24 protein-coding genes, 1 pseudogene and 1 other annotated feature are annotated in these 26,517 nt (G+C 50.5%); of the genes and pseudogenes, 16 read left to right on the top strand and 9 right to left on the bottom strand.

The genetic code is table 11. The annotated features are described in order from the left end of the window. Positions 1-14 precede the first annotated feature (14 nt). Complete coding sequence (locus tag OGY01_RS18980) at positions 15-1,070, bottom strand: capsule biosynthesis protein (protein ID WP_286493547.1); 1,056 nt, start codon at positions 1,068-1,070, stop codon at positions 15-17. Between the two features lie 555 nt (positions 1,071-1,625). Continuing rightward, complete coding sequence (gene ettA / locus OGY01_RS18975; RefSeq protein WP_045439535.1) at positions 1,626-3,293, bottom strand: energy-dependent translational throttle protein EttA; 1,668 nt, start codon at positions 3,291-3,293, stop codon at positions 1,626-1,628. A 206-nt stretch (positions 3,294-3,499) separates the two neighbouring features. Here ettA and sltY point away from each other — a divergent pair, with 206 nt between their 5' ends. Beyond that, a complete protein-coding gene (sltY, locus tag OGY01_RS18970) occupies positions 3,500-5,437 on the top strand; it encodes a murein transglycosylase (RefSeq protein ID WP_286493514.1) in 1,938 nt (645 codons plus the stop codon). 89 nt (positions 5,438-5,526) lie between these two features. After that, a complete protein-coding gene (gene trpR, locus OGY01_RS18965) occupies positions 5,527-5,853 on the top strand; it encodes a trp operon repressor (RefSeq protein ID WP_045439539.1) in 327 nt (108 codons plus the stop codon). 93 nt (positions 5,854-5,946) lie between these two features. Here trpR and yjjX read toward each other — a convergent pair whose 3' ends face one another. Further along, positions 5,947-6,462 (bottom strand): inosine/xanthosine triphosphatase, encoded by a 516-nt coding sequence (yjjX, locus tag OGY01_RS18960; RefSeq protein WP_200011384.1) that lies wholly within the window; start codon positions 6,460-6,462, stop codon positions 5,947-5,949. A 249-nt stretch (positions 6,463-6,711) separates the two neighbouring features. Between yjjX and gpmB the strand changes: the two genes are divergently transcribed. Then, positions 6,712-7,359: a 2,3-diphosphoglycerate-dependent phosphoglycerate mutase GpmB gene (gpmB, locus tag OGY01_RS18955; RefSeq protein WP_045439544.1), complete on the top strand. Its 648-nt coding sequence runs from the start codon at positions 6,712-6,714 to the stop codon at positions 7,357-7,359. On the opposite strand, the gene robA is transcribed toward gpmB, so the two are convergent. Continuing rightward, positions 7,356-8,225, bottom strand: coding sequence for an MDR efflux pump AcrAB transcriptional activator RobA (robA, locus tag OGY01_RS18950; RefSeq protein ID WP_045439547.1), 870 nt, complete (start codon positions 8,223-8,225; stop codon positions 7,356-7,358). The genes gpmB and robA overlap by 4 nt on opposite strands. Before the next feature lie 211 nt (positions 8,226-8,436). On the opposite strand from robA, the gene creA reads away from it, so the two are divergent. The 4 genes from creA to creD are packed head-to-tail and all read left to right on the top strand — an operon-like array spanning position 8,437 to position 12,440. Continuing rightward, on the top strand, positions 8,437-8,910 hold the full coding sequence (creA, locus tag OGY01_RS18945; protein WP_200011386.1) for a protein CreA: 474 nt from the start codon (positions 8,437-8,439) through the stop codon (positions 8,908-8,910). Positions 8,911-8,922: 12 nt separating this feature from the next. After that, positions 8,923-9,612: a two-component system response regulator CreB gene (gene creB, locus OGY01_RS18940; protein WP_045439551.1), complete on the top strand. Its 690-nt coding sequence runs from the start codon at positions 8,923-8,925 to the stop codon at positions 9,610-9,612. Next, a complete protein-coding gene (gene creC, locus OGY01_RS18935) occupies positions 9,612-11,036 on the top strand; it encodes a two-component system sensor histidine kinase CreC (RefSeq protein WP_286493513.1) in 1,425 nt (474 codons plus the stop codon). The genes creB and creC overlap by 1 nt, the downstream gene beginning before the upstream one ends. Positions 11,037-11,093: 57 nt before the next feature. Next, complete coding sequence (gene creD / locus OGY01_RS18930; RefSeq protein ID WP_286493546.1) at positions 11,094-12,440, top strand: cell envelope integrity protein CreD; 1,347 nt, start codon at positions 11,094-11,096, stop codon at positions 12,438-12,440. A gap of 60 nt (positions 12,441-12,500) precedes the next feature. Here the strand turns inward: creD and arcA are convergent, their stop codons facing one another. Beyond that, positions 12,501-13,217: a two-component system response regulator ArcA gene (arcA, locus tag OGY01_RS18925; protein WP_001194359.1), complete on the bottom strand. Its 717-nt coding sequence runs from the start codon at positions 13,215-13,217 to the stop codon at positions 12,501-12,503. A 95-nt stretch (positions 13,218-13,312) separates the two neighbouring features. Here arcA and yjjY point away from each other — a divergent pair, with 95 nt between their 5' ends. The 6 genes from yjjY to thrC all read left to right on the top strand — a co-directional run bounded on the left by yjjY (position 13,313) and on the right by thrC (position 19,573). Next, a complete protein-coding gene (gene yjjY, locus OGY01_RS18920; protein WP_001541509.1) occupies positions 13,313-13,453 on the top strand; it encodes a YjjY family protein in 141 nt (46 codons plus the stop codon). A 399-nt stretch (positions 13,454-13,852) separates the two neighbouring features. Next, positions 13,853-14,539: a tRNA/rRNA methyltransferase gene (locus OGY01_RS18915; protein WP_286493512.1), complete on the top strand. Its 687-nt coding sequence runs from the start codon at positions 13,853-13,855 to the stop codon at positions 14,537-14,539. A 200-nt stretch (positions 14,540-14,739) separates the two neighbouring features. Then, positions 14,740-14,866, top strand: a sequence feature (Thr leader region). Next, positions 14,745-14,810 carry a thr operon leader peptide gene (thrL, locus tag OGY01_RS18910; RefSeq protein WP_001386572.1) on the top strand — a complete coding sequence of 22 codons (66 nt, stop codon included), beginning with the start codon at positions 14,745-14,747 and terminating at the stop codon, positions 14,808-14,810. (Overlaps the previous feature by 66 nt.) A gap of 23 nt (positions 14,867-14,889) precedes the next feature. After that, a complete protein-coding gene (gene thrA / locus OGY01_RS18905) occupies positions 14,890-17,352 on the top strand; it encodes a bifunctional aspartate kinase/homoserine dehydrogenase I (protein WP_045439570.1) in 2,463 nt (820 codons plus the stop codon). Between the two features lies 1 nt (position 17,353). Further along, entirely contained in the window at positions 17,354-18,283 is a 930-nt protein-coding gene (gene thrB / locus OGY01_RS18900) for a homoserine kinase (RefSeq protein WP_045439573.1), read from the top strand. A gap of 3 nt (positions 18,284-18,286) precedes the next feature. Further along, positions 18,287-19,573, top strand: coding sequence for a threonine synthase (thrC, locus tag OGY01_RS18895; RefSeq protein ID WP_045439578.1), 1,287 nt, complete (start codon positions 18,287-18,289; stop codon positions 19,571-19,573). Positions 19,574-19,645: 72 nt separating this feature from the next. On the opposite strand, the gene yaaA is transcribed toward thrC, so the two are convergent. Together yaaA and OGY01_RS18885 are read right to left on the bottom strand one after the other, a co-directional pair. Beyond that, complete coding sequence (yaaA, locus tag OGY01_RS18890; protein WP_045439581.1) at positions 19,646-20,419, bottom strand: peroxide stress protein YaaA; 774 nt, start codon at positions 20,417-20,419, stop codon at positions 19,646-19,648. A 77-nt stretch (positions 20,420-20,496) separates the two neighbouring features. Continuing rightward, positions 20,497-21,927 (bottom strand): alanine/glycine:cation symporter family protein, encoded by a 1,431-nt coding sequence (locus tag OGY01_RS18885; protein WP_045439583.1) that lies wholly within the window; start codon positions 21,925-21,927, stop codon positions 20,497-20,499. Between the two features lie 273 nt (positions 21,928-22,200). Between OGY01_RS18885 and tal the strand changes: the two genes are divergently transcribed. From tal to OGY01_RS18870, 3 genes and pseudogenes are all read left to right on the top strand, one after another. After that, positions 22,201-23,154, top strand: a complete 954-nt coding sequence (gene tal / locus OGY01_RS18880; protein WP_045439585.1) for a transaldolase — start codon at positions 22,201-22,203, stop codon at positions 23,152-23,154. Positions 23,155-23,274: 120 nt separating this feature from the next. After that, positions 23,275-23,862, top strand: coding sequence for a molybdopterin adenylyltransferase (gene mog, locus OGY01_RS18875; RefSeq protein WP_045439588.1), 588 nt, complete (start codon positions 23,275-23,277; stop codon positions 23,860-23,862). Positions 23,863-23,994: 132 nt separating this feature from the next. Next, a pseudogene (locus tag OGY01_RS18870) lies at positions 23,995-25,301 on the top strand (MFS transporter). A 37-nt stretch (positions 25,302-25,338) separates the two neighbouring features. Here OGY01_RS18870 and satP read toward each other — a convergent pair. Both satP and OGY01_RS18860 read right to left on the bottom strand, forming a co-directional pair. Further along, positions 25,339-25,905: an acetate uptake transporter gene (satP, locus tag OGY01_RS18865; RefSeq protein WP_045439598.1), complete on the bottom strand. Its 567-nt coding sequence runs from the start codon at positions 25,903-25,905 to the stop codon at positions 25,339-25,341. 193 nt (positions 25,906-26,098) lie between these two features. Next, on the bottom strand, positions 26,099-26,503 hold the full coding sequence (locus OGY01_RS18860) for a DUF2541 family protein (RefSeq protein ID WP_200042203.1): 405 nt from the start codon (positions 26,501-26,503) through the stop codon (positions 26,099-26,101). Between the last annotated feature and the right edge of the window lie 14 nt (positions 26,504-26,517).

The following is a 26,517-nucleotide window of genomic DNA, read 5'->3' as shown; positions in this document are numbered from 1 at the left end:
ATCGGTGGCGGATATCATTCTTTGTGATCTTCAATAATGGCGATCAATAATTTGGTCGTACCAAAAAGCAGACAACACACTAATAACCAGCTCGCTAAGAGATAGGGGATGTTCGGAAAGCGAGATTCTTGCGGTAATTGTGGTGAGCTAATTATGGATAGCGTTTTTAGCTTACGTGCGCTTTCCATTCTGGTTTTCTCGATGGCTTTCAGCGCTAAGGCGTATATATCGGTATCAAATTTCACCGTGTTTTTGAGTTCTTCAAAATCAGCGGCCATGCTGTTAAGTTTTTTGCCATCAGGTGCGGTAATTTTGTTTTGCTCAACTTCAATCTGGGCTTGTAATGACTTAATGGCATTTTGGGTACTGACCACCTGAGGAGCATCTTCACGTAAATAGGTCAGCAGATTGCGTAGATCTGCCTCCATCTCTATTTTTTTACTCATCAGTGTATTGACCAGCGTACTGGCTGCTTCGGCTGAAGCTGCTGGGTCGAGTACATTATTATTATTTTGATACGCCAGAAGATGACTCTTACTGTTGTTCAGGCGATCTTTCGCCTGCTGTAGTTCATCCTCAGCAAACTGCATCTGCTCGCGTATGATTTTATGCGAGAGCTCATTAATAAAACGCTCTGACTCCTTAAGTATGGCTTGGTTAAATTGTTGAGCAAACTCAGGCGTGAAGCCTTGCGTCTGAATTGACAGTAAACCTGATTTTTCGTCGTAATCAACGCTCAGACGGGAGCGGTAGTATTCAAGGTAGCGTTCTGTGGTGATAGCTATGGGAAGATGGTAAAGAAAGTCCCAGCCGCTTTGGTTGAAGGCTCGATGGAAATTGAGCTTCTTATCCAGGCTTTGTAGCATATCCGGAGAGTTAATGTACTCTTTCAGATACAGCGAGTCTTCCGCAGAAGAGGGGGTCGATGCGCCCAATATCAAGCCAACATTCAGACTGCTATTGTCGAGTTCGTTTTGACGTTTGACCGCGACTTTAGCTTCGCTGACGTAGCGAGGTTGACAGAAAATCACCAGATAGACAATTAGCAGGCACATCGGGGCCGCGATCATCGTTTTCCACAAATGATGCTGGATATCAATTTGGCGACATTTTTTGAAAATTGAACAGATCAGTCTTTTTTTTCTGGCAATAGAGTGATCGGGTAAAGTGTTTTTTATTTCCATGAGTTATTCGATGAGCTTAATTAATCGGTTGGGATGATAGAATATTCTTGGCGTGAGATATTCATCTATCCCATTGATTGCATTCTTTTTGCCGATACAGCTCAAAATAAATAATGTGATGAAACATATCATTCCTTTGTATGTTATCAAATGAGTTTTAATATTGCTGGGGTCTATTTATATATAAACTATATAAGTTAATGTTTAATTGATGACGTATCTGTTTTTTTAGCACAGTTGTTAAAACACTACAACTGTGATTGTCTATTACTGGTTTTTCTTAGGTGGTATGTATTGAGAGTATTTATATTTTTTGATGGATATAGGAGAGGTGGCAATAAAATTACCATTTTTTTATTCTCAAATGAATGATTATATTCTAACTTAAAATCGTATTAAGTTTTATTAAAGCGGATGGCAGAGCCATCCGCTAGAGTAGTATTACTTCGCAATACGCTTGTACTTGATACGCTTCGGTTCCAGCGCATCTGCACCCAGGGTACGTTTCTTGTACTCTTCGTATTCGGTAAAGTTACCTTCGAAGAACTCGACTTTGCCTTCATCCTGGTAATCCAGAATGTGGGTGGCGATACGGTCGAGGAACCAACGGTCGTGCGAGATAACCATGGCGCAACCCGGGAACTCCAGCAAGGCGTTTTCCAGCGCGCGCAGGGTTTCGATATCCAGGTCGTTTGTCGGTTCATCGAGCAGCAGCATGTTGCCGCCAACCTGCAGCAGCTTCGCGAGGTGCAGACGACCACGCTCACCACCGGACAGTTCGCCTACACGTTTACCCTGATCAACACCTTTGAAGTTGAAGCGGCCTACGTAGGCGCGGCTTGGCATTTCAGTGTTGCCGATACGCATAATATCCAGCCCACCGGATACTTCTTCCCACACGGTTTTGCTGTTATCCATAGCGTCACGGAACTGGTCAACGGAGGCCAGCTTGACGGTTTCACCCAGTTCGATGGTGCCGCTGTCAGGTTGTTCCTGACCGGACAGCATACGGAACAGAGTCGATTTACCCGCGCCGTTCGGACCGATAATGCCGACGATAGCCCCTTTCGGTACGGAGAAGCTCAGGTCGTCGATCAGCACACGATCGCCGTAGGATTTACGCAGGTTGCTGACCTCAACGACTTTATCGCCCAGACGTGGTCCAGGTGGAATAAACAGTTCGTTGGTTTCGTTACGTTTCTGGTACTCGGTGTTGTTGAGCTCTTCAAAGCGAGCCAGACGGGCTTTGCCCTTAGACTGACGGCCTTTGGCACCCTGACGCACCCATTCCAGTTCTTTCTCAATGGATTTGCGGCGGGCCGCTTCCTGAGAGGCTTCCTGTGCCAGACGCTGATCTTTCTGCTCCAGCCAGGAAGAGTAGTTACCTTCCCAAGGAATACCTTCGCCGCGGTCCAGCTCCAGAATCCATCCGGCAACGTTATCGAGGAAGTAACGGTCGTGGGTAATCGCCACCACAGTGCCTTCGAAGTCGTGCAGGAAGCGTTCCAGCCACGCAACAGATTCGGCATCCAGGTGGTTGGTTGGTTCGTCGAGCAGCAGCATGTCTGGCTTTTCCAGCAGCAGGCGGCACAGCGCGACACGGCGGCGTTCACCACCGGAGAGCTTCTCAATTTTTGCATCCCAGTCTGGCAGACGCAATGCGTCAGCGGCACGTTCGAGCTGCACGTTGAGATTATGACCGTCGTGCGCCTGAATAATCTCTTCAAACTTGCCCTGTTGTGCGGCGAGCTTGTCGAAATCAGCATCGGGTTCAGCGTACTTCGCGTACACTTCATCCAGGCCTTTCAGGGCGTTAACGACTTCGGCAACAGCTTCTTCAACTGATTCACGAACGGTATGTTCCGGGTTCAGTTTCGGTTCCTGCGGTAGGTAACCGATCTTGATACCTGGCTGTGGACGTGCTTCGCCCTCGATGTCGGTGTCAATGCCGGCCATGATGCGCAGCAGGGTAGATTTACCCGCGCCGTTCAGACCGAGCACGCCGATTTTGGCGCCAGGGAAGAAACTCAGAGAGATGTTTTTAAGAATATGACGTTTCGGCGGAACCACTTTGCCGACACGATGCATGGTATAAACGAATTGAGCCACGTTGGACTTCGCCTCTTTTATAGTGATGAATAGTTATCAAAGGCGAAGTGTAGCCTTTTTCACGGTCTAATCCCAGCCAGCAGATCTCACCCGCAACAAAAGTAAAAAAGTGTCCGGAACGTGGCACATTCTGTAATGTCTGGTTAGCATAAATCTATTAAGCGGCATGATGCTGCACAGACGTAACACGACAAGAGGAAGAGCTTGTGGACAAAGCCAAAAAATTTACCTGGCACCTACTGGCTGCCAGCGTATGTCTGCTGACGGTAAGTCAAATGGCGCGGGCCGATTCTCTGGATGAGCAGCGTAACCGCTATGCGCAAATTAAGCAGGCCTGGGATAACCGACAGATGGATGTTGTAGAGCAGATGATGCCTGGCCTGAAGAGCTATCCTCTGTATCCCTATCTTGAATATCGTCAGATAACTGACGATCTCATGAATCAACCCACCATTACTGTAACGAATTTTGTGCGTGCCAATCCTACGTTGCCTCCAGCCCGCACATTGCAATCGCGTTTTGTGAACGAGCTGGCTCGTCGGGAAGACTGGCGCGGATTGTTAGCGTTTAGCCCGGATAAACCCGGTACTACCGAAGCGCAATGTAACTACTACTATGCGAAATGGAGCACCGGGCAAGCAGAGGAAGCCTGGCAGGGGGCGAAAGAGCTTTGGCTGAGCGGAAAAAGTCAGCCCAATGCCTGTGACAAATTATTCGGCGTTTGGCGGGCATCGGGCACTCAGGATCCGCTGGCTTATCTGGAACGTATTCGCCTGGCGATGAAAGCAGGTAATACGGGGCTGGTGACTGCGCTGGCAGGACAGATGCCAGCCGAGTATCAGACCATAGCTTCGGCGATCATCGCGCTGGCAAATGATCCTAATTCCGTTATGACATTTGCCCGCACGACCGAAGCAACGGATTTCACTCGCCAGATGGCGGCGGTGGCGTTTGCCAGTGTTGCGCGTCAGGATGTGGAAAATGCACGTTTGATGATCCCGTCACTGGCGCAGGCGCAGCAGCTTAATGACGATCAAACTCAGGAGCTGCGTGATATCGTCGCCTGGCGCCTGATGGGCAATGATGTTACCGACGAGCAGGCGAAATGGCGTGATGACGCTATTATGCGATCGCAATCCACCACGCTTGTGGAACGTCGCGTGCGGATGGCGCTGGGAACTGGCGATCGGCGTGGTCTGAATACCTGGCTGGCGCGCTTGCCGATGGAAGCCAAAGAGAAGGATGAATGGCGCTACTGGCAGGCGGATCTGTTGCTGGAGCGGGGGCGTGATGCCGAAGCGAAAGAGATCCTGCATTCTTTGATGCAGCAGCGCGGTTTCTATCCAATGGTAGCGGCGCAAAAGTTGGGTGAAGAGTATGAGCTGAAGGTCGACAAAGCACCTACAGATGTCAACTCTGCCCTGACTCAGGGACCTGAAATGGCACGCGTACGTGAGTTAATGTACTGGAACATGGATAATACTGCGCGCAGTGAATGGGCGAATCTGGTCACCAGCCGCACGAAGTCTGAACAGGCGCAACTGGCGCGTTACGCATTCAACAACCACTGGTGGGATCTGAGCGTGCAGGCAACGATCGCCGGCAAACTCTGGGATCATCTGGAAGAGCGTTTCCCTCTGGCCTACAAAGATCTGTTTTCTCGCTACACCAGCGGGAAGGATATTCAGCAAAGCTACGCGATGGCAATTGCGCGTCAGGAAAGCGCATGGAACCCGAAAGTAAAATCACCGGTTGGAGCCAGTGGGTTGATGCAGATTATGCCGGGCACAGCGACGCATACGGTGAAAATGTTCTCGATTCCAGGTTACAGCAGCCCCAGTCAGTTGCTGGATCCTGAAACTAATATCAACATCGGTACCAGCTATTTGCAGTATGTATATCAGCAATTTGGCAACAACCGCATTTTTGCTTCTGCGGCCTATAACGCCGGGCCGGGACGCGTTCGCACCTGGCTTGGTAATAGCGCTGGGCGAATTGACGCAGTGGCATTTGTTGAAAGTATTCCTTTCTCTGAGACAAGAGGGTATGTGAAAAACGTTCTGGCTTATGACGCCTATTATCGCTATTTCCTGGGGGATAAACCGGAGTTGATGAGCAACGCAGAATGGCAACGTCGTTACTGATCGAGTCGAGTGTGTTATGCTATCGTACTCGTTAAAGAGTACAAAAGGGGGAAGCAAGCGCGCTTCCCCCATAACGATGGCGACACTTTATGACTCAGCAATCACCCTATTCAGCAGCGATGGCAGAACAGCGTCACCAGGAGTGGTTACGTTTTGTCGACCTGCTTAAACACGCCTACGATCAGGATTTACACCAACCACTGCTTAATTTGATGTTAACGCCAGATGAGCGCGAAGCGCTGGGTACGCGCGTGCGCATCATTGAAGAACTTCTGCGCGGTGAGATGAGTCAGCGTGAGTTAAAAAATGAGCTCGGGGCCGGGATCGCCACAATTACACGTGGTTCTAACAGCCTCAAGTCGGCGCCAGTAGAGCTGCGTCAGTGGTTGGAGCAGGTACTGCTCGGAAAAAATTGAATTTCCTGATGGCGATGCTGCCGCATTTTATCAGGCCTACAAATGACGCTGAGCCGTATGCCGGATAAGGCGAAGCCGCCATCCGGCACAACGCTACCAATACACCGCGTTATGAAACGGGCTAAGCGCCAGAATTACTGCCTGGTGGTAAACGCTGGAGCGCGTCAGTTTTCCTGCAGTAAAGACACCAATTGCTCCCTCTTTACGGCCGATCTCATCAATACCCGTATACTGTGACATCACCGGACCGAGTGCTTCCCCCTGACGGACCTTTTCGAGAATAACCGCAGGCAGCGGTAACGTTGCTGAACGCGCTTCGCCTCGCTGCGCGCCATTATCAATCACCACCCAACTGAACGTGGCGTCATCATCAATTCCTGCTTCGATGGCTACCCAGAAATCGGCCTGCGGATGCAGACGGCGCGCGTTTTCAACCCGATTTCGTGCGCCAGTACGCGTTTCCTGACTTCCAAAAGGTTGTTCTGGCACACCACTCTCGACGGCAGCGGGTTCGATATGGCAGGATCCTTCACCGAAAATCTCTTCAAATGCCTGTAGAATTGCCTGAATTTTGGCAGGATTGGTGGTAGCAGAGATAACCTTGTGCATAATTAAGCTCGGTTTGAAAAAATTCATCGCAGTCTATTCTATATAATTTGAGTGACAGGAAGGCTGCAAGCGAGAAACCCCCTGGTGCATAGATAACTATGTGGCTGGGGGAGCGACTAATCTGTCAGGAACAGATTTGAACGCCGCAAAGCGGCGGCCCGTAAGGGCGAGGCTCATGGATGAGCCGAGTAACTCGTAGCCAACGCATCTGCCACTCAAAGTATGACGAGTATATAACGGAAAAAACGCATGTTACAGGTATACCTTGTTCGCCATGGTGAGACGCAGTGGAACGCCGAGCGACGTATTCAAGGCCAGTCAGATAGCCCACTGACCGCTAAAGGTGAGCAGCAAGCCATGCAGGTCGGCGAACGCGCCCGCTCGCTTGGCATTACTCATGTCATCAGTAGCGATTTAGGTCGTACACGACGCACCGCAGAAATCATTGCCCAGGCTTGTGGCTGTGATATTACCTTTGATGCCCGACTGCGCGAGTTGAATATGGGGGTGCTGGAAAAGCGCCATATTGATTCTCTGACGCAAGAGGAAGAGGGTTGGCGTCGCCAGTTGGTGAATGGAACGGTTGATGGCCGCATCCCGGAGGGAGAATCGATGCAGGAGTTGGGGGAACGTGTTAACGCCGCCCTGGCATCCTGTCTGGATCTTCCACAGGGAAGTCGTCCACTGCTGGTGAGTCACGGTATTGCTCTGGGTTGTCTGGTGAGCACGATTCTGGGATTGCCAGCATGGGCGGAACGCCGGTTGCGTCTGCGTAACTGCTCAATTTCCCGCGTCGATTATCAGGAAAGTTTGTGGCTGGCGCCGGGATGGGTTGTCGAAACGGCAGGGGACATATCGCATCTGGATGCCCCTGCGTTAGATGAACTACAGCGTTAGCGGCGAATAGGGATAAGGAATTCGCAGCGCAGATTAATAGGGCGATCGCCTGCTTTGGCATCTTCTGCCGGATAGTATCGCTCTATATCCTGACCTTTACGGCGAGTGAGGTTTAGCATCGGCATACAGGTGCCGTAAACCGTCAGGATAAATTCCTGCACGCCTGTCCCCAGTCCTTCATACGTAAACATCACGTATTCGCCACCCTGCAACAGGATCGGTTGTGCTGATTGCACATATCCATTGGCCTGTTCTGGCGTTAATGCAGTTGTATAGAACACTTCCTGCTCGTCATCTTTTTCAAAGCTTGGACGCGTTTCGTTTAGTCCGTATAGAACAGGCGGGATCGCCGGAGCCTGGCTGAGGAAGTCGCGCCAGAACTGAATACGCATTTCATGACGGAAATCTGAGATCTGTTCCAGTGAGCAGGAGTAACTTTGCGTGGTGCCGAGCAGTTGCGTATCTTCCAGGGTCACGAACTGATGCGGTGGCATAGCAAATTCCCCGAGTCTCATCGGCGGACGAATACCAAAAGCGCTCCATTCTGGCGAGCGGCGATACAGCGCAGGCGTCTGGGCAAATTGCTTTTTGAACGCGCGAGTAAACGTTTGTTGAGAGTCGAAACGGTATTGCAGGGCAATATCTAGAATGGGGCGAGCAGTCAGACGAAGCGCCACTGCAGACTTCGATAAACGACGGGCGCGGATATAGGCGCCAATAGCATGGCCCGTCACGTCCTTAAACATTCTCTGCAGGTGCCACTTGGAATAGCCCGCTTTTGCCGCCACATTGTCAAGCGACAGGGGCTGATCCAGATGACCTTCCAGCCAGACTAATAGGTCGCGAATAATGCCAGCCTGATCCATAAAATATCCTCATCCTTTCAACAACGAGTACCTGACGTCAGGTATGTGGATAATAGCATTTTTTGCTGTTTTAGCATTCAGTGTTTTTTTTGCTCATAAATGCTTTTTTCGGGCATACGAAAGCGTGATTATTGTAATCCTGTGATCTGTATACGTTTTATCTTAGAATGTCGAATAATTACACAGAGTAACTTTTAAAAATGGTAACAATATGAAATATAAGAGCTTAGTCATTTCCTCAATTTTGCTGATGCTGGCGCAGGTTGCCCATGCCGAGCAAGTTGGTTCTGTCGATACGGTATTCAAAATGTTTGGACCAGATCATAAAATTGTGGTCGAAGCTTTTGACGATCCGGATGTTACCAATGTGACCTGCTACGTTAGCCGAGCGAAAACCGGCGGCATCAAGGGCGGGTTAGGACTGGCTGAAGATACTTCCGATGCCGCGATCTCTTGTCAGCAGGTGGGGCCGATTGAACTGAGCGACCGAATCAAGAATGGCAAAGCTGAGGGTGAGGTTGTCTTTAAGAAACGTACATCGTTGGTGTTTAAGTCCTTACAGGTAGTGCGTTTTTATGATGCGAAACGTAATACGCTGGCATATCTGGCCTATTCAGATAAGGTTGTTGACGGGTCGCCTAAAAATGCCATCAGTGCAGTACCCATCATGCCGTGGCGACAATAACAAGGAAGCAAGATGCAACAGCCGTTGATCTGGTTGGTTGAGGATGAGCAGGGAATTGCTGACACGCTTATCTACATGCTGCAACAGGAAGGTTTTAGTGTCGAAGCGTTTGAGCGCGGGTTGCCGGTGCTGGAAAAAGCGCGACAGCACTGCCCTGATGCGATAATCCTCGATGTTGGTTTACCTGATATCAGCGGCTTTGAGCTATGCCGGCGCTTGTTGGAACATCACCCGGCTTTACCCATTCTCTTTCTGACCGCACGCAGCGATGAAGTGGATCGTCTGCTGGGGCTGGAAATTGGCGCGGATGACTATGTTGCGAAACCCTTCTCGCCGCGTGAGGTCTGTGCCCGTGTACGCTCGCTGCTCCGACGGGTGAAAAAATTTTCCGCTCCATCATCGTCGACGCGTTTTGGTGATTTTGAACTTAATGAACCTGCCGCGCAGATCGCCTGGTTTGGCATACCGCTAAGCCTGACGCGCTATGAATTCCTGCTGCTGAAAACATTGCTGATGTCGCCGGGACGTATCTATTCTCGCCAACAGTTGATGGATTTAGTCTGGGCCGATGCTCAGGATACCTTTGACAGGACTGTCGATACGCATATTAAAACATTGCGTGCCAAACTGCGGGCGATAAATCCCGAACTCTCGCCGATTAACACTCATCGCGGTATGGGGTATAGCCTGAGGAGCGTCTGATGCGCATCGGCATGCGTTTGCTGCTGGGCTACTTTCTGATCGTGGCCGTTGCTGCCTGGTTCGTTTTGTCTATCTTTGTGCAGGAGATTAAGCCTGGCGTTCGCCGTGCTACCGAAGGCACCCTGATTGATACAGCCACGTTATTAGCCGCGCTGGCTCGTGATGATCTTCTTTCAGGCGACCCTGCTAACGGCAAGTTGGCGCAGGCATTTTCGCAACTGCACGATCGTCCCTTTCGCGCCAATATCAGCGGTATTAACAAAGTGCGAAATGAGTACCATGTCTACATGACGGACGCACAGGGTAGGGTGTTGTTTGACTCTGCCAACAAAGCCGTAGGTGAAGATTATTCCCGCTGGAACGACGTTTGGTTAACGCTGCGCGGGCAGTATGGCGCACGTAGTACGCCACAAAATTCAGACGATCCGGAAAGCTCAGTCATGTACGTTGCCGCACCGATTATAGATGGCGGGCGTATTATCGGGGTTCTTAGCGTCGGCAAACCGAATGCGGCGATGGCACCGGTTATTAAGCGTAGTGAACGGCGGATGCTGTGGGCGAGTGCGGTGTTGCTGGGTATCGCATTGGTGATTGGCGCAGGGATGGTGTGGTGGATAAACCGATCTATTGCCAGACTGGCGCGCTATGCTGATTCCGTAACGGAGAATCGGCCCGTTGCCTTACCTGATTTAGGCAGCAGTGAGCTACGTAAACTGGCGCAGGCGCTGGAAAGTATGCGTCTGAAGCTGGAGGGTAAGAATTACATTGAGCAGTACGTCTACGCGTTAACGCATGAACTGAAAAGTCCACTGGCAGCTATTCGCGGTGCGGCGGAGATTTTGCGTGAAGGCCCGCCGCCTAATGTGGTTGCGCGCTTTACCGAAAATATTCTGACGCAAAATGCGCGCATGCAGGTGCTGGTTGAAACCCTGCTACGGCAGGCGCGACTGGAAAACCGGCAGGATATTTCATTCATCCCCGTGGCGGTAGATGCGCTATTTGTCCAGTTGCGTGAAGCGCGTAGCGTCCAGTTAGCGGCTAAGAACATCACGCTTACTATTGTGCCTTCATCACTGATTGTCGCGGCTGATCCTGCGTTACTGGAGCAGGCAGTAGGTAATTTACTTGATAACGCCATCGACTTCACACCTGAGAAGGGAAACATTATCCTTAGTGCGTATCAGCAGGATGAGAGAGTCACATTGCAGATTACGGACAGCGGAAGCGGTATCCCTGACTTTGCGCTGCCACGTATTTTTGAACGTTTTTACTCGCTCCCCCGTGAGAATGGGCAGAAGAGCAGTGGTTTAGGTCTGGCATTTGTGAGCGAAGTCGCGCGACTGCTTAAAGGTGAAGTGGTACTGCATAACCGTCCCGAAGGTGGGGTGCAGGCTTCGTTGACGCTTCACCGTCACTTCACATAACTTCAAACTCCCCGCACATAGCTGTTTTACCTTGCTGGCATTGCAAAGGAGAACGCTATCTTGAAATCCCCCCTGTTTTGGAAAATAGTCACCTTAAGTGGTGCAATGCTGCTGTTATTAATTCCTCTGACAATGGTCAGGCAAATTATCGTTGAGCGCTCGGATTACCGCAGTGCAGTAGAAGATGCCATCCGACAGAGTACCAGTGGGCCGCAGAAGATGGTTGGTCCACTGATCGCTATTCCCGTGACCGAAGTTTATACCGAGCTGGAAGATGACAAAGAGGTCCAGCGTAAGCGCAGCTTTATCCATTTCTGGCTGCCAGAGTCGTTAATGGTAGAGGCAAATCAGGACGTCGAAGCACGAAGGATCGGTATTTACGAGGGACAGGTCTGGCATAACGGTATGTCAGTACGGGCAGAGTTTAATGCTGAGCGTCTGAGTGAATTGAATCATCCGAATGTGACTGTGGGAAAACCGTTTATTGTGGTTGGTGTAGGTGATGCCCGAGGTATTGGCGTAGTCAATGCACCGCAGGTCAACGGAGTTTCACTAACGGTTGAGCCCGGAACGGGGTTGAATGGGCGTGCTCAGGGGATCCATATTCCGCTACCGGATGCCGACTGGGTGGAGAAGGATCTCAGTCTGGCATTGTCACTCAATCTGAGTGGAACCGGAGATTTCTCTGTCGTTCCGGTGGGGCGTAGCAGCGAAATGACCTTAACCAGCAACTGGCCTCATCCCAACTTTCTGGGGGACTTTCTTCCGGCAAAGCGCGAAGTCAGCGAGTCAGGGTTTAAGGCCCAATGGCAAAGCAGTTGGTTTGCCAATAACCTGGGCGAACGCTTTGAGGGGGAGAAAATTGGCTGGCAGGGAATGCCTGCATTTAGCGTAGCTGTGGCCACGTCTGCGGATCAGTATCAATTGACGGACAGAGCAACAAAGTATGCCAGCTTGTTAATAGTACTGACCTTTATGTCTTTCTTTGTACTCGAGTGTATGAGCAATCTTCGTCTGCATCCCATGCAGTATCTGCTGGTGGGGTTATCGCTGGTGATGTTTTATCTGTTGCTGTTGGCGCTGTCAGAACATATTGGCTTTACGGCGGCGTGGATCATTGCCAGCATGGTTGGTGCGTTGATGAACGGCGTTTATTTACAGGCGATATTGCAGGGATGGCGTAACAGTATTTTGTTCACAGTGGCGCTGCTGTCTCTGGATGGGGTGATGTGGGTGCTGTTGCGTTCGCAGGACAGCGCTTTACTGCTGGGTACCGGTGTGCTGTTGTTAGCGCTATGCGGGATCATGTTCCTGACGCGTCATCTTGACTGGCACTCGCTTGCTCAACCAAAGCCAAGAGACGTTCAAACCGCTGAGAATGACGGGCTGCGTTTGTGGAAATAGGGCAATGATGAAATGAAAAACGGCGCATAAAGCGCCGTTTTTATACCAGTCAGAATCGAATTAATCCTGCAGGTCGCCGCAGAAGCGGTAACCTTCACCGTGAATGGTCGCGATGATTTCTGGTGTATCCGGCGTGGATTCGAAATGTTTACGAATGCGGCGGATTGTTACATCAACGGTACGGTCATGCGGTTTCAGTTCGCGACCGGTCATTTTTTTCAACAGTTCTGCGCGAGACTGGATTTTGCCCGGATTCTCACAGAAGTGAAGCATGGCACGGAATTCACTGCGTGGCAGTTTATACTGCTCGCCGTCAGGACCGATTAGAGAACGGCTGTTAATATCCAGTTCCCAACCATTGAACTTGTAGCTTTCGACGCTACGACGCTCTTCGCTGACCGTGCCCAGATTCATGGTACGGGACAGCAGGTTACGAGCACGGATAGTCAGTTCACGTGGGTTAAACGGCTTGGTGATGTAATCGTCAGCGCCGATTTCGAGGCCGAGAATTTTGTCGACTTCGTTATCACGGCCCGTCAGGAACATCAGCGCAACGTTAGCTTGTTCACGTAGTTCACGCGCTAACAGAAGACCGTTTTTGCCTGGCAGATTGATATCCATAATCACAAGGTTGATGTCATATTCAGAGAGGATCTGATGCATTTCCGCGCCATCTGTCGCCTCGAATACATCATAGCCTTCCGCTTCGAAAATGCTTTTCAACGTGTTGCGTGTTACTAACTCGTCTTCAACGATAAGAATGTGCGGGGTCTGCATGTTTGCTACCTAAATTGCCAACTAAATCGAAACAGGAAGTACAAAAGTCCCTGACCTGCCTGATGCATGTCGTAAATTAACATGATCGGCGTAACATGACTAAAGTACGTAATTGCGTTCTTGATGCACTTTCCATCAACGTCAACAACATCATTAGCTTGGTCGTGGGCACTTTCCCTCTGGACCCGACAGTGTCAAAAACGGCTGTCATCCTAACCATTTTAACAGCAACATAACAGGCTAAGACGTACCGGACACCCAATAAAACTACGCTTCGTTGACATATATCAAGTTCAATTGTAGCACGTTAACAGTTTGATGAAATCATCGTATCCAAATGTTAGCTTTCATCACAAAAATGCAATAATACAACTAGTTGCACTCGCAAACTAATAAATGTAATGAATCCAATGAATGAGATCCATTTTCAATTAAATTATCATGGATAAACAGAAGGATATACAACTTCTGTTAACAAAAAAAGTAATAGTAAATCCACGAAATAGTTTAGCATTTTTTACTGAATGTGGAATGCATTTTCAGTGATTTCTGTTAAAAATATGTAAATTCGCGCTGCGTAATATGTTGATGGGCATCACATTATTATCTGCAGACTGGCCAAAAAGAGTATCGAAATGCGTTTAACTATTATTCTGGTAGCCCCTGCCAGAGCAGAAAATATTGGTGCGGCTGCCCGTGCTATGAAAACCATGGGTTTTGCCGAGTTGCGGATCGTTGACAGCCTGGCTCACCTGGAGCCTGCGACGCGATGGGTTGCGCATGGCTCAGGTGATGTTATTGATAATATTAACGTTTTTTCAACGCTGGCTGAAGCGCTTCATGATGTTGATTTTACCGTCGCCACCACGGCGCGCAGCCGCGCGAAGTTCCATTATTACGCCACTCCTGTCGAGCTGGTCCCCTTGTTGGAAGAAAAATCTGCATGGATGGAACACGCCGCGCTGGTTTTTGGTCGTGAAGATTCAGGCCTGACAAACGATGAATTAGCTTTGGCCGATGTACTGACCGGTGTCCCCATGGTTGCCGACTATCCTTCACTCAATCTGGGGCAGGCGGTGATGGTGTATTGCTATCAATTAGCAGGTTTAATACAACAGCCCACAAAAACCATTGAGCCGACAGATGAGCTTCAGTTACAGGCATTACGCGCACGTGTTTTACGTTTATTAACCACGCTGGACGTTGCTGATGACATCAAACTAACGGATTGGCTGCAACAGCGAATGGGCCTGTTAGGGCAGCGAGACACGGCAATGTTGCACCGTTTTCTACATGATATTGAAAAAAACATCACAAAATAAAATTTCACATTTTTTGTTTTTTATGGTGTTTGACTCTGACTTCAAGTGGGCATGGCACGCTGTATTGGTTGAAAGTAAAAGAGTAAGCAGTCGCTCGTGAACAAGTTTCGGAGTGTGATCAATTTAAAAATTTATTGACTTAGGTCATAAGATACTTTAACCCTAAAAGAATACAGCACAGAATAATTACAGAGCACACAACATCATGAAACGCATCAGCACCACTATTACCACAACCATCACCATTACCACAGGTAACGGTGCGGGCTGACGCGTACAGGAAACACAGAAAAAAGCCCGCACCTAAACAGTGCGGGCTTTTTTTTCGACCAAAGGTAACGAGGTAAACCATGCGAGTGTTGAAGTTCGGCGGTACATCAGTGGCAAATGCAGAGCGCTTTCTGCGAGTTGCCGATATTCTGGAAAGCAATGCCAGGCAGGGGCAGGTCGCGACCGTTCTGTCTGCCCCCGCAAAAATTACTAACCATCTGGTGGCGATGATTGAGAAGACCATCGGTGGTCAGGACGCTTTACCAAATATCAGTGACGCCGAACGTATTTTCTCTGAGCTTTTGGTCGGTCTTGCTGCTGCGCAGCCGGATTTCCCGCTGGCTCAACTCAAAACTTTTGTTGAACAAGAATTTGCCCAGATTAAGCATGTCCTGCACGGCATCAGCCTGTTGGGACAGTGTCCGGACAGCATCAATGCTGCGCTTATCTGCCGTGGTGAAAAAATGTCGATCGCCATCATGGCAGGTTTGCTTGAAGCGCGCGGACATAACGTTACGGTTATCGACCCGGTTGAAAAACTGCTTGCGGTTGGTCATTACCTCGAATCTACCGTTGATATCACTGAATCTACTCGTCGCATTGCTGCCAGCCGTATTCCTGCTGATCATATGGTACTGATGGCGGGCTTTACTGCCGGGAATGAAAAAGGCGAATTAGTGGTATTGGGACGCAACGGATCTGACTACTCTGCTGCCGTGCTGGCTGCCTGTTTACGTGCAGACTGTTGTGAAATCTGGACTGATGTTGACGGTGTTTATACCTGTGATCCGCGTCAGGTTCCTGATGCCAGGCTACTTAAATCGATGTCTTATCAGGAAGCGATGGAGCTTTCTTACTTCGGTGCCAAAGTTCTTCATCCGCGTACCATCACTCCGATTGCCCAGTTCCAGATCCCCTGCCTGATTAAAAACACCGGTAACCCGCAAGCGCCGGGTACGCTGATTGGCGCCAGCTGCGATGAAGACGACTTGCCGGTAAAAGGCATTTCTAACCTGAACAATATGGCGATGTTTAGCGTTTCGGGGCCAGGAATGAAAGGGATGGTGGGAATGGCAGCACGCGTTTTTGCTGCGATGTCTCGTGCGGGTATCTCCGTGGTGCTGATCACTCAATCCTCCTCTGAATACAGCATCAGTTTCTGCGTACCGCAGGGCGACTGCGTGCGTGCTCAGCGTGCTATGCAGGATGAATTCTACCTGGAACTGAAAGAAGGGCTGCTGGAGCCTCTGGCGGTGACAGAGCGTCTGGCGATCATCTCGGTGGTTGGTGACGGTATGCGCACGCTGCGTGGCATCTCCGCCAAGTTCTTTGCGGCACTGGCGCGTGCCAACATCAATATTGTTGCCATCGCACAGGGTTCGTCTGAACGTTCTATTTCGGTAGTGGTAAACAATGATGACGCTACAACTGGTGTACGCGTTACGCATCAGATGTTGTTCAATACCGATCAGGTGATCGAAGTCTTTGTTATCGGTGTTGGCGGTGTGGGGACTGCACTGCTTGAACAGTTAAAACGCCAGCAGAGCTGGCTGAAGAGTAAGCATATTGATTTACGTGTTTGCGGCGTGGCGAACTCAAAGGCTTTACTCACCAATGTTCACGGTCTGAACCTGGAAAACTGGCAGGCGGGGCTGGCTCAAGCAAAGGAACCTTTCAACCTCGGTCGCTTAATTCGCCTGGTGAAAGAATATCATCTGCTCAATCCGGTGATTGTTGACTGTACTTCAAGTCAGGCTGTGGCAGATCAGTATGCTGACTTCCTGCGTGAAGGCTTCCATGTAGTAACCCCGAACAAAAAAGCCAACACTTCATCGATGGATTATTACCATCAGTTGCGCTTTGCCGCGGCAAAATCGCGGCGTAAATTCCTCTACGACACCAACGTGGGGGCGGGTTTACCGGTTATCGAAAACCTACAAAACCTGCTCAGTGCAGGCGATGAACTGCAGCGATTTTCCGGAATTCTGTCTGGTTCACTGTCGTTTATTTTCGGCAAACTGGATGAAGGAATGAGCTTCTCGCAGGCCACTATTATGGCGCGTGAAATGGGCTACACCGAACCTGATCCGCGTGACGATCTTTCCGGGATGGATGTCGCGCGTAAGTTGCTGATCCTCGCCCGCGAAACCGGACGCGAACTGGAGCTCTCTGATATCGTTATTGAACCGGTGTTGCCGCAAGGTTTTGACGATTCAGGCGACGTTACAACATTTATGGCCAATCTGTCGCGGCTGGACCAGGCCTTTGCCGCTCGTGTGGCGAAAGCCCGTGATGAGGGTAAAGTATTGCGCTATGTTGGCAATATTGAAGAAGATGGCGTTTGCTGCGTGAAAATAGCTGAAGTGGATGGCAACGATCCGTTGTTCAAAGTGAAAAACGGTGAAAATGCGCTGGCCTTCTATAGCCACTACTATCAGCCATTGCCGCTGGTGCTACGCGGATATGGTGCGGGTAACGATGTGACTGCGGCGGGTGTCTTTGCTGACCTGCTACGTACCCTTTCATGGAAGTTAGGAGTCTAAAATGGTTAGAGTTTATGCCCCGGCTTCCAGTGCCAATATGAGCGTCGGGTTTGATGTGCTCGGGGCGGCGGTAACACCCGTTGATGGTTCTCTGTTGGGGGATGTTGTCAGCGTCGAAGCGGCTGATAGCTTCAGCCTGAACAACCTCGGACGCTTTGCCAACAAGTTGCCGTCAGAGCCGCGGGAAAATATCGTTTATCAGTGCTGGGAGCGGTTCTGCCAGGAACTGGGTAAACATATTCCGGTGAGCATGACGCTGGAAAAAAATATGCCGATTGGCTCCGGGTTAGGCTCCAGCGCCTGCTCTGTCGTTGCTGCTCTGGTCGCGATGAATGAGTACTGCGGGAAGCCGCTTAACGATATGCGCTTGCTGGCGATTATGGGCGAGCTGGAAGGGCGTATCTCCGGCAGTATCCATTACGACAATGTCGCCCCGTGCTTTTTGGGCGGCATGCAGTTAATGATTGAAGAAAACGGCATCATTAGCCAGCAGGTGCCAGGATTTGATGAATGGCTGTGGGTGCTGGCGTATCCGGGTATTAAAGTGTCTACGGCGGAAGCGCGGGCGATTTTACCTGCGCAGTATCGCCGCCAGGACTGTATTGCCCATGGGCGTCATCTGGCTGGATTTATCCATGCCTGCTATTCCCGCCAGCCTCAACTGGCCGCGAAGTTGATGAAGGATGTGATTGCGGAACCGTATCGCACCCGCTTACTGCCCGGCTTTAGCCAGGCACGTCAGGCGGTGGCGGAAATTGGCGCGTTGGCCAGTGGGATCTCCGGGTCAGGACCGACGCTGTTTGCCTTGTGCGATAAGCCGGATACGGCACAGCGTGTAGCAGACTGGCTGGATAAAAATTACTTACAAAATCAGGAAGGCTTTGTTCATATTTGCCGGCTGGACACGGCGGGCGCACGGGTACTGGGATAATAAATGAAACTCTACAATCTTAAAGATCATAACGAGCAGGTCAGTTTCGCGCAGGCCGTCACGCAAGGGTTAGGTAAAAAGCAGGGGCTATTTTTCCCGCACGATCTGCCGGAATTTAGTCTGACTGAAATTGATGACATGCTGAAGCAAGACTTTGTCAGCCGTAGTACCAGGATCCTCTCCTCATTTATTGGTGATGAAATCCCTCAGGAGATCCTTGCCGAGCGTGTGGGCGCAGCGTTTGCTTTCCCGGCGCCGGTCGCTCAGGTTGAAGGTGATGTCGGCTGTCTTGAGCTGTTCCACGGCCCAACACTGGCATTTAAAGATTTCGGTGGCCGCTTTATGGCGCAAATGCTGACACATATCAGCGGCGATAAGCCGGTTACTATCCTGACGGCAACCTCCGGAGATACCGGTGCTGCAGTCGCACATGCTTTTTATGGTTTGAAAAATGTGCGCGTGGTGATCCTCTATCCGAACGGTAAGATCAGTCCATTACAGGAAAAATTGTTCTGTACGTTGGGTGGGAATATCGAAACCGTTGCCATCGATGGTGATTTTGATGCCTGTCAGGCTCTGGTTAAACAGGCGTTTGATGACGAGGAACTGAAAGTGGCTCTGGGGCTAAATTCGGCTAACTCGATCAACATCAGTCGTCTACTGGCACAAATTTGTTACTACTTTGAGGCCGTTGCCCAACTGCCACAAGAGGCGCGGAATCAACTGGTGATTTCCGTTCCCAGCGGTAACTTTGGCGATCTGACGGCCGGCCTGCTGGCGAAATCCCTTGGTCTGCCGGTGAAGCGCTTTATCGCAGCAACTAACGTCAATGATACGGTTCCGCGTTTCCTGCAAGGTGGCGAATGGACACCGAAAGCAACGCAGGCAACCTTATCGAATGCAATGGATGTCAGCCAGCCGAACAACTGGCCGCGAGTGGAAGAACTGTTCCGCCGTAAAATCTGGCGTCTGAGTGAGCTGGGTTATGCGGCCGTTGATGATGCAACCACTCAGGAAACCATGCGTGAACTACAGGCGATTGGATACACCTCTGAGCCGCATGCAGCCGTCGCTTACCGCGCTTTACGTGATCAGTTAAATCCGGGCGAGTATGGTTTGTTCCTCGGTACTGCGCATCCGGCGAAGTTTAAAGAAAGCGTTGAAGAGATTCTTGATGTGACGCTGGATCTGCCAAAAGAGCTGGCGGAGCGTGCGGACTTACCTCTGCTCTCCCATCACTTACCCGCCGATTTTGCCGCGCTGCGTCAGTTGATGATGACCCGCAGCTAACTATAGTGCCCGGTAGCGTATGCGCTTACCGGGCCTACAAAATCTGTTGGTTAATCTCTATTGCTAAACAAATCACTGTTCGTGACGTTTAAACACCAGTTCACCGTTCCCTGACGCTTCTTCATCAAAGAAATAGCCGTCACTGTTAAACGCCGCAAGCTGTTCTGGCTTTGTTAAACGGTTTTCAATGATGTAGCGGCTCATCAGGCCACGTGCCTTTTTGGCATAGAAACTGATGACTTTAAATTTGCCATTTTTCTCATCGAGGAAAACGGGTTTGATCAGCTCCGCGTTTAGCTTTTTCGGCTTCACGGATTTGAAATATTCATCAGAGGCGAGGTTAACCACCACGTTGTCGCCTTGTGCTTCCAGCGCTTCATTTAGTTTGTCTGTGATGATATCTCCCCAGAACTGGTAGAGATCTTTCCCCTTCGTATTGGCAAGACGGATGCCCATTTCCAGACGATAAGGCTGCATCAGGTCCAGTGGGCGTAAAACGCCATACAGTCCCGACAGCATGCGCAAATGCTGCTGAGCGAAATCAAAATCCGCCTCACTGAAGGTTTCTGCCTGCAATCCGGTGTAGACATCGCCCTTAAACGCCAGAATCGCCTGACGCGCATTCTCAGGTGTGAAATCAGGCTGCCAGTCATGAAAGCGGGTGGCATTCAGGTCCGCCAGCTTGTCGCTAATCCCCATCAGCTTGCCAATCTGCGGTGCAGAGAGCTGGCGTGCGGTATGAATAAGCTGCTGGGAGTGATCCAGCAGCTCGGGCAGAGTATGGCGAGTGGTGGCCAGCGGACTTTGGTAGTCGAGTGTTTTTGCAGGTGAAATCAGAATCAGCATATCCAGTCCTTGCAGGAAATTTACTGCGACTTTAGCAAAAAAAACGACAGAATTGATCGATGGTTGCAATTGCCTGGCTAGTTGCGCGGCGGTTCATGCCATGTTTCCGGTGCAAGCTGTTGTCTGATATCAGGATAACGGTGTGGATCAAATTCTGGTCGCACGCCGAGTTTTCGCTGACGCAGGTAATCGCTGGCAAGAGTATGGACAACCGGGGACAGCAGTAAAATTGCCGTCAGATTAGTGATGGCCATACAGGCCATGATAATGTCGGCTAACTGCCACACCAGCGGAAACTGGAGTAATGTTCCTGCAATTACGGTGCAGACGGTCGTGATACGTAAAAGCCAGATGACCCGGATATTGTCCAGATTCAAAAAGACCAGGTTGTTTTCCGCATAGATGTAGTTGGCGACGATCGAACTGAAAGCAAAAAGGATAACAATCAGAGCGACGAATCCCGCGCCCCATTCACCTGTTAGCGATACCATGGCTTTCTGAACCAACTGGATACCTTCCATTGGGACATATGTAGTTCCATTCCCTGCCAGAAGAATAATCATTGCGCTGGCTGTACAGATAATCAGTGTATCACCCAGCACGCCAATCATTTGCACAATTCCTTGTGCGGCAGGATGCGGAGGCCATGAGGCGGCTGAAGCCGCAGCGTTAGGGGTTGAACCCATTCCGGCCTCATTCGAAAACATACCGCGTTGAAAGCCACTGGCAATGGCCTGGCTTAGCGTATACCCGGCTGCACCGGCGGCGGCTTCCTGCCAGCCAAATGCACTCTTCACAATGGTGACGATGATCTCTGGGATCTGGCCGATATGCCACAGACAAATGGCAATGCTACAGCCGACCCACAACAAAGCCATTAACGGAACGAACCATTGCATCAAGCGGGCAACACCTTTAATTCCGCCGACTATAGCCAGTAAAGACAGCAATGCCAGCGAGATACCGGATGCAAGAGGAGGGATGTCGAAAGCAAATTCCAGCGCACGAGAGACAGAGTTTGCCTGGACGCTGTTAAAAATCAGGCCATAAGCAATGAGTAAGAAGATAGCAAAGAGGACGCCCATCCAGCGCATGCCCAGTCCGCGAGCCATATACCACGCAGGCCCGCCGCGAAACTGCCCCTTACTGTCGCGCTCTTTATACAGTTGTGCGAGTGAGCACTCGGCAAACGAGGTCGCCATACCAATCAGGGCAGATACCCACATCCAGAAGACAGCACCAGCGCCACCTGCAGCAATAGCCAGTGCAACGCCAGCCAGGTTTCCGCTTCCGATACGAGCCGCAAGGCTGGTACACAGTGCCTGAAATGATGTTAAACCGCCCGGCTGTGGGCTGAGACTATTTTTAAGACTTTTGCCAAACTGGCGAACGTAGCGAAACTGGACAAATCCCGTACGGTAAGTGAACCAACACCCTGCGCCTAGCAGGAGGTAGATCATCACCGATCCCCAGAGTACTTCATTAATAAATGAGAAAAAATCAGGCATTAACATCCCTCTTGTTGATGCCGGCAAGCGCGAATAATCCCGTGTAAGCGCTACCAATTAGCGAACAGTATATACCTTGTCATGAGATTGATAGCGGGAGTTTATCATACATCAGGTCTCCCCCTTAATTGCGCATGGCTGGCCTGGAGATGCGTAATCAGAGCTGAACGGCAGGTCGGGCAATCCCGGCGGTTGCGCTGAGAGTGCGTCGTGCTATCATCAGGGAAGATCGGTTACATCCCCCTAACAAGCTGTTTAAAGAGAAACGCTATCATGACGGACAAATTGACCTCCCTTCGTCAGTTCACCACTGTAGTGGCCGACACCGGAGACATCGCGGCAATGAAGCTGTATCAGCCTCAGGATGCCACAACTAACCCTTCTCTCATTCTTAACGCAGCGCAGATCCCGGAATACCGTAAGCTGATTGATGATGCTGTCGCCTGGGCTAAGCAGCAGAGTAACGACCGCGCACAGCAGATCGTCGATGCAACTGACAAACTAGCGGTGAACATTGGTCTGGAGATCCTGAAGCTGGTCCCAGGTCGCATCTCCACTGAAGTTGACGCTCGTCTGTCCTACGACACTGACGCATCTATCGCGAAAGCAAAACGCCTGATCAAACTGTACAACGATGCTGGCATCAGCAACGATCGTATTCTGATCAAACTGGCTTCTACCTGGCAGGGTATCCGTGCCGCGGAGCAGCTGGAAAAAGAAGGCATTAACTGTAACTTGACCCTGCTGTTCTCCTTCGCGCAGGCGCGCGCATGTGCAGAAGCTGGCGTATACCTGATCTCTCCGTTCGTTGGCCGTATTCTTGACTGGTACAAAGCGAATACCGACAAGAAAGAGTATGCACCGGCAGAAGATCCAGGTGTGGTTTCCGTTACGGAAATCTACGAGTATTACAAACAACACGGTTATGAAACTGTGGTTATGGGCGCGAGCTTCCGTAACATCGGCGAAATCATTGAGCTGGCAGGCTGCGATCGTCTGACGATTGCTCCGGCACTGCTGAAAGAGCTGGCGGAAAGCGAAGGTGCTATCGAGCGTAAACTGTCCTTCTCCGGTGAAGTGAAGGCGCGTCCGGCACGCATCACTGAAGCTGAGTTCCTGTGGCAGCACAACCAGGATCCGATGGCTGTAGACAAACTGGCGGATGGTATCCGTAAGTTTGCTGTAGACCAGGGTAAACTGGAAAAAATGATCGGCGATCTGCTGTAATCATTTAAGCGTGACCGGGCTTCCGGTCACGCTCTCGTTCTATACCTCTTCTGAAACCTGTCTGTCGCTTCCTCCGCAGTGTATCATTCTGTTTAACGAGACTGTTTAAACGGAATAATCATGAACACTTTACGCATTGGCCTAGTTTCCATTTCTGACCGAGCCTCCAGTGGCGTTTACCAGGATAAGGGGATCCCTGCTCTCGAAGAGTGGCTGGCATCGGCCCTGACGACCCCTTTTGAGCTACAAACGCGGCTAATCCCGGATGAACAGGCGATCATCGAACAAACGTTGTGCGAACTGGTTGATGAAATGAGTTGTCATCTGGTGTTGACCACCGGAGGCACCGGTCCGGCACGTCGCGATGTGACACCGGATGCGACGCTGGCTGTTGCCGACCGCCAAATGCCTGGTTTTGGTGAGCAAATGCGCCAGATTAGTCTGCACTTTGTCCCTACGGCGATCCTCTCCCGCCAGGTCGGGGTGATTCGTAAGCAGGCGTTGATCCTGAACCTCCCAGGGCAACCTAAATCGATCAAAGAGACGCTGGAAGGCGTGAAAGGTGCCGACGGTAAGGTTATTGTGCCGGGTATTTTTGCAAGTGTACCGTATTGTATACAGTTGCTGGATGGACCATACGTGGAAACCGCACCGGCAGTGGTAGCATCTTTTCGACCAAAAAGCGCAATACGCGATACAAACGCCTGAAAGTAGCCTATTTGTGATATAAATGACAATGATGGTGGAGTGTTGAATTGTTTACGATATAGTAATTTTTAATTTACACGTATCGACAAAACGTTCAATGACTCCACTGACTCCACTGACTCATGGTTTGCTATGTCACAACACTCTCGACCGCTGAATCGCCAGGATTATAAAACCCTTTCGCTTGCTGCCCTCGGCGGGGCGCTGGAGTTTTATGATTTCATTATTTTTGTCTTCTTTGCCTCAGTCGTTGGCGAATTATTTTTCCCCGCAGACATCCCGGAATGGCTACGTCAGGTCCAAACCTTTGGTATTTTTGCCGCAGGATATCTGGCGCGTCCGTTGGGTGGCATCATCATGGCGCATTTTGGCGATCTGGTGGGGCGTAAGAAAATGTTCACTTTGAGCATTTTGCTGATGGCGATACCGACGCTGGCGATTGGCCTGTTACCGACTTACACCTCGATGGGGATTCTGGCACCGCTGTTGTTGCTGCTGATGCGTATTTTGCAGGGCGCTGCCATTGGTGGAGAAGTTCCGGGGGCGTGGGTGTTTGTGGCAGAACATGTCCCGGAACGCCGTATTGGTATTGCCTGCGGAACACTGACCGCCGGATTGACAGTCGGTATTCTGTTGGGGTCAGTGGTTGCAACGCTGGTCAATACCAGCCTGACACCGCAGGCCGTACATGAGTACGGCTGGCGTATTCCTTTCCTCTTAGGGGGGCGTTTGGGCTGGTGGCGATGTACCTGCGCCGTTGGTTGCAGGAAACACCGATCTTCCTTGAAATGCAGGCGCGTAAAGCGCTGGCGGAAGAACTGCCGGTTAAATCGGTTGTCAGCAAGCATAAAAAAGCGGTGGTAATTTCGATGCTACTGACCTGGCTGCTTTCAGCCGGTATTGTGGTGGTGATCCTGATGTCGCCTGTCTGGCTGCAAAAACAGTATGGCTTTGCGCCCGCTCTGACGCTACAAGCCAACAGCGTCGCCACCATTATGCTGTGTGTGGGATGTCTGCTGGCCGGCTTTATTGTCGACAGAGTTGGTGCCAGCAAAACCTTTATTATCGGTAGCCTTCTGCTGGCCTGTTCCAGCTGGTTTTTCTATCACCTTGCCGGTATTTATCCTGAACACCTGTTTCTTTTATACGGCCTGGTCGGTTTATGTGTCGGCGTGGTCGGAGCCGTACCTTACGTGATGGTGCGGGCGTTTCCAGCGGAAGTTCGCTTTACCGGCATCTCTTTTTCCTACAATGTCTCGTATGCCATTTTTGGCGGTCTGACGCCGATTGCAGTGACAATGTTGATGAGTGTGTCGCCAATGGCTCCAGCCTGGTACGTGCTGGCGTTATCATTGGTAGGGTTAGGACTGGGAATTTGGCTGCGACAGGATATTTATCATCGCGATACGGACGTACAGGGAGAGTTGCAGCGCCTGTAAGAAATATCCCCCCGCAAGGGGGGGATAACGGAATAGATTAGTGCATTTCACCAATCGGCAGGATAGTACGGCCAAACTGTTCGTTCAGCACTTCACCCATTGCCAGGTAAATGGCGCTTGCGCCACACACTAAACCAACCCAGCCAGCGAAATGGATAACTCCTTCGTTACCTGCAATGTTGCCAACAGCCAGCAGGGCGAACAGCACCGTCAGGCTCAGGAAGACAAACTGCAAAGCACGGTTAGCTTTCAGCGTGCCGAAGAACATGAACAGTGTGAACACGCCCCACAGACCCAGATACACGCCCAGGAACTGACCATTTGTTGCATCCGCCAGGCCCATTTTCGGCATGATCAGGATGGCAACCAGCGTCAGCCAGAAAGAGCCGTAGGAGGTAAAGGCGGTTAAACCGAAGGTGTTGCCTTTTTTATATTCCAGCAGGCCGGCAAAAATTTGCGCGATACCGCCGTAGAAAATTCCCATCGCCAGAATAATAACGTCAAAGGCGAAGAAACCCGCGTTGTGCAGGTTAAGCAGAATGGTGGTCATGCCAAAGCCCATCAGGCCCAGCGGTGCCGGATTAGCCAACTTAGTGTTGCCCATAATTCCTCAAAATCATCATTGATTGAATGGTGAAATAGTTTCCCCGAATAACGATCACTGTCTTCGGGGCGCGGCATAATAATCAGGTGAGAGTGGGCTGTCTATGATCTAATAAGGGGAAAATGAATTATTTTCCCCTGTGACAGGCATCACGCTTGTGGGGGGAACATTTGGCGCAGGTAAAGGAGAGGGTTTAGTCGTCGCCAATCACTTTTAACGTCGCCATGTCAGAAGAATTGACCGACTGGCCTGAGAAGGTAATTTTCGACACACAACGTTTATTGTTGTTGTCGCTATTGATATTGATCCAATTGGTGGTTTGTCCTTCTTTGATTGACGAAGGGACATTCAGGCTCTGGCTGGACATGCGTGCTGCTTTAAAATAAACGGAGGCTCCATTCAGATGAATATCGCCACGATCTGCCGTCAATTGGATGCGCTTCACAACGCGACAAACGGGGATTTTTAACGTGAGGCTGTCGGTTTGATTTCTGGGCATCGCAATCATACCGAGGACTTTATGATCGTTAGCATGTGCTGTGCTGCTCAGAAGAAGACCGAAAAGCATGCTGACAGACAGCGTTAAAACGGATTTCATGGGATTTCTCTTTG

Source organism: Citrobacter sp. Cm038 (genome assembly GCF_030333105.1).
Taxonomy (GTDB): Bacteria; Pseudomonadota; Gammaproteobacteria; order Enterobacterales; family Enterobacteriaceae; genus Citrobacter; species Citrobacter murliniae.
The sequence above is the reverse complement of the archived record's forward strand: the minus strand, read 5'-3'. Positions and strand labels throughout refer to the sequence as shown.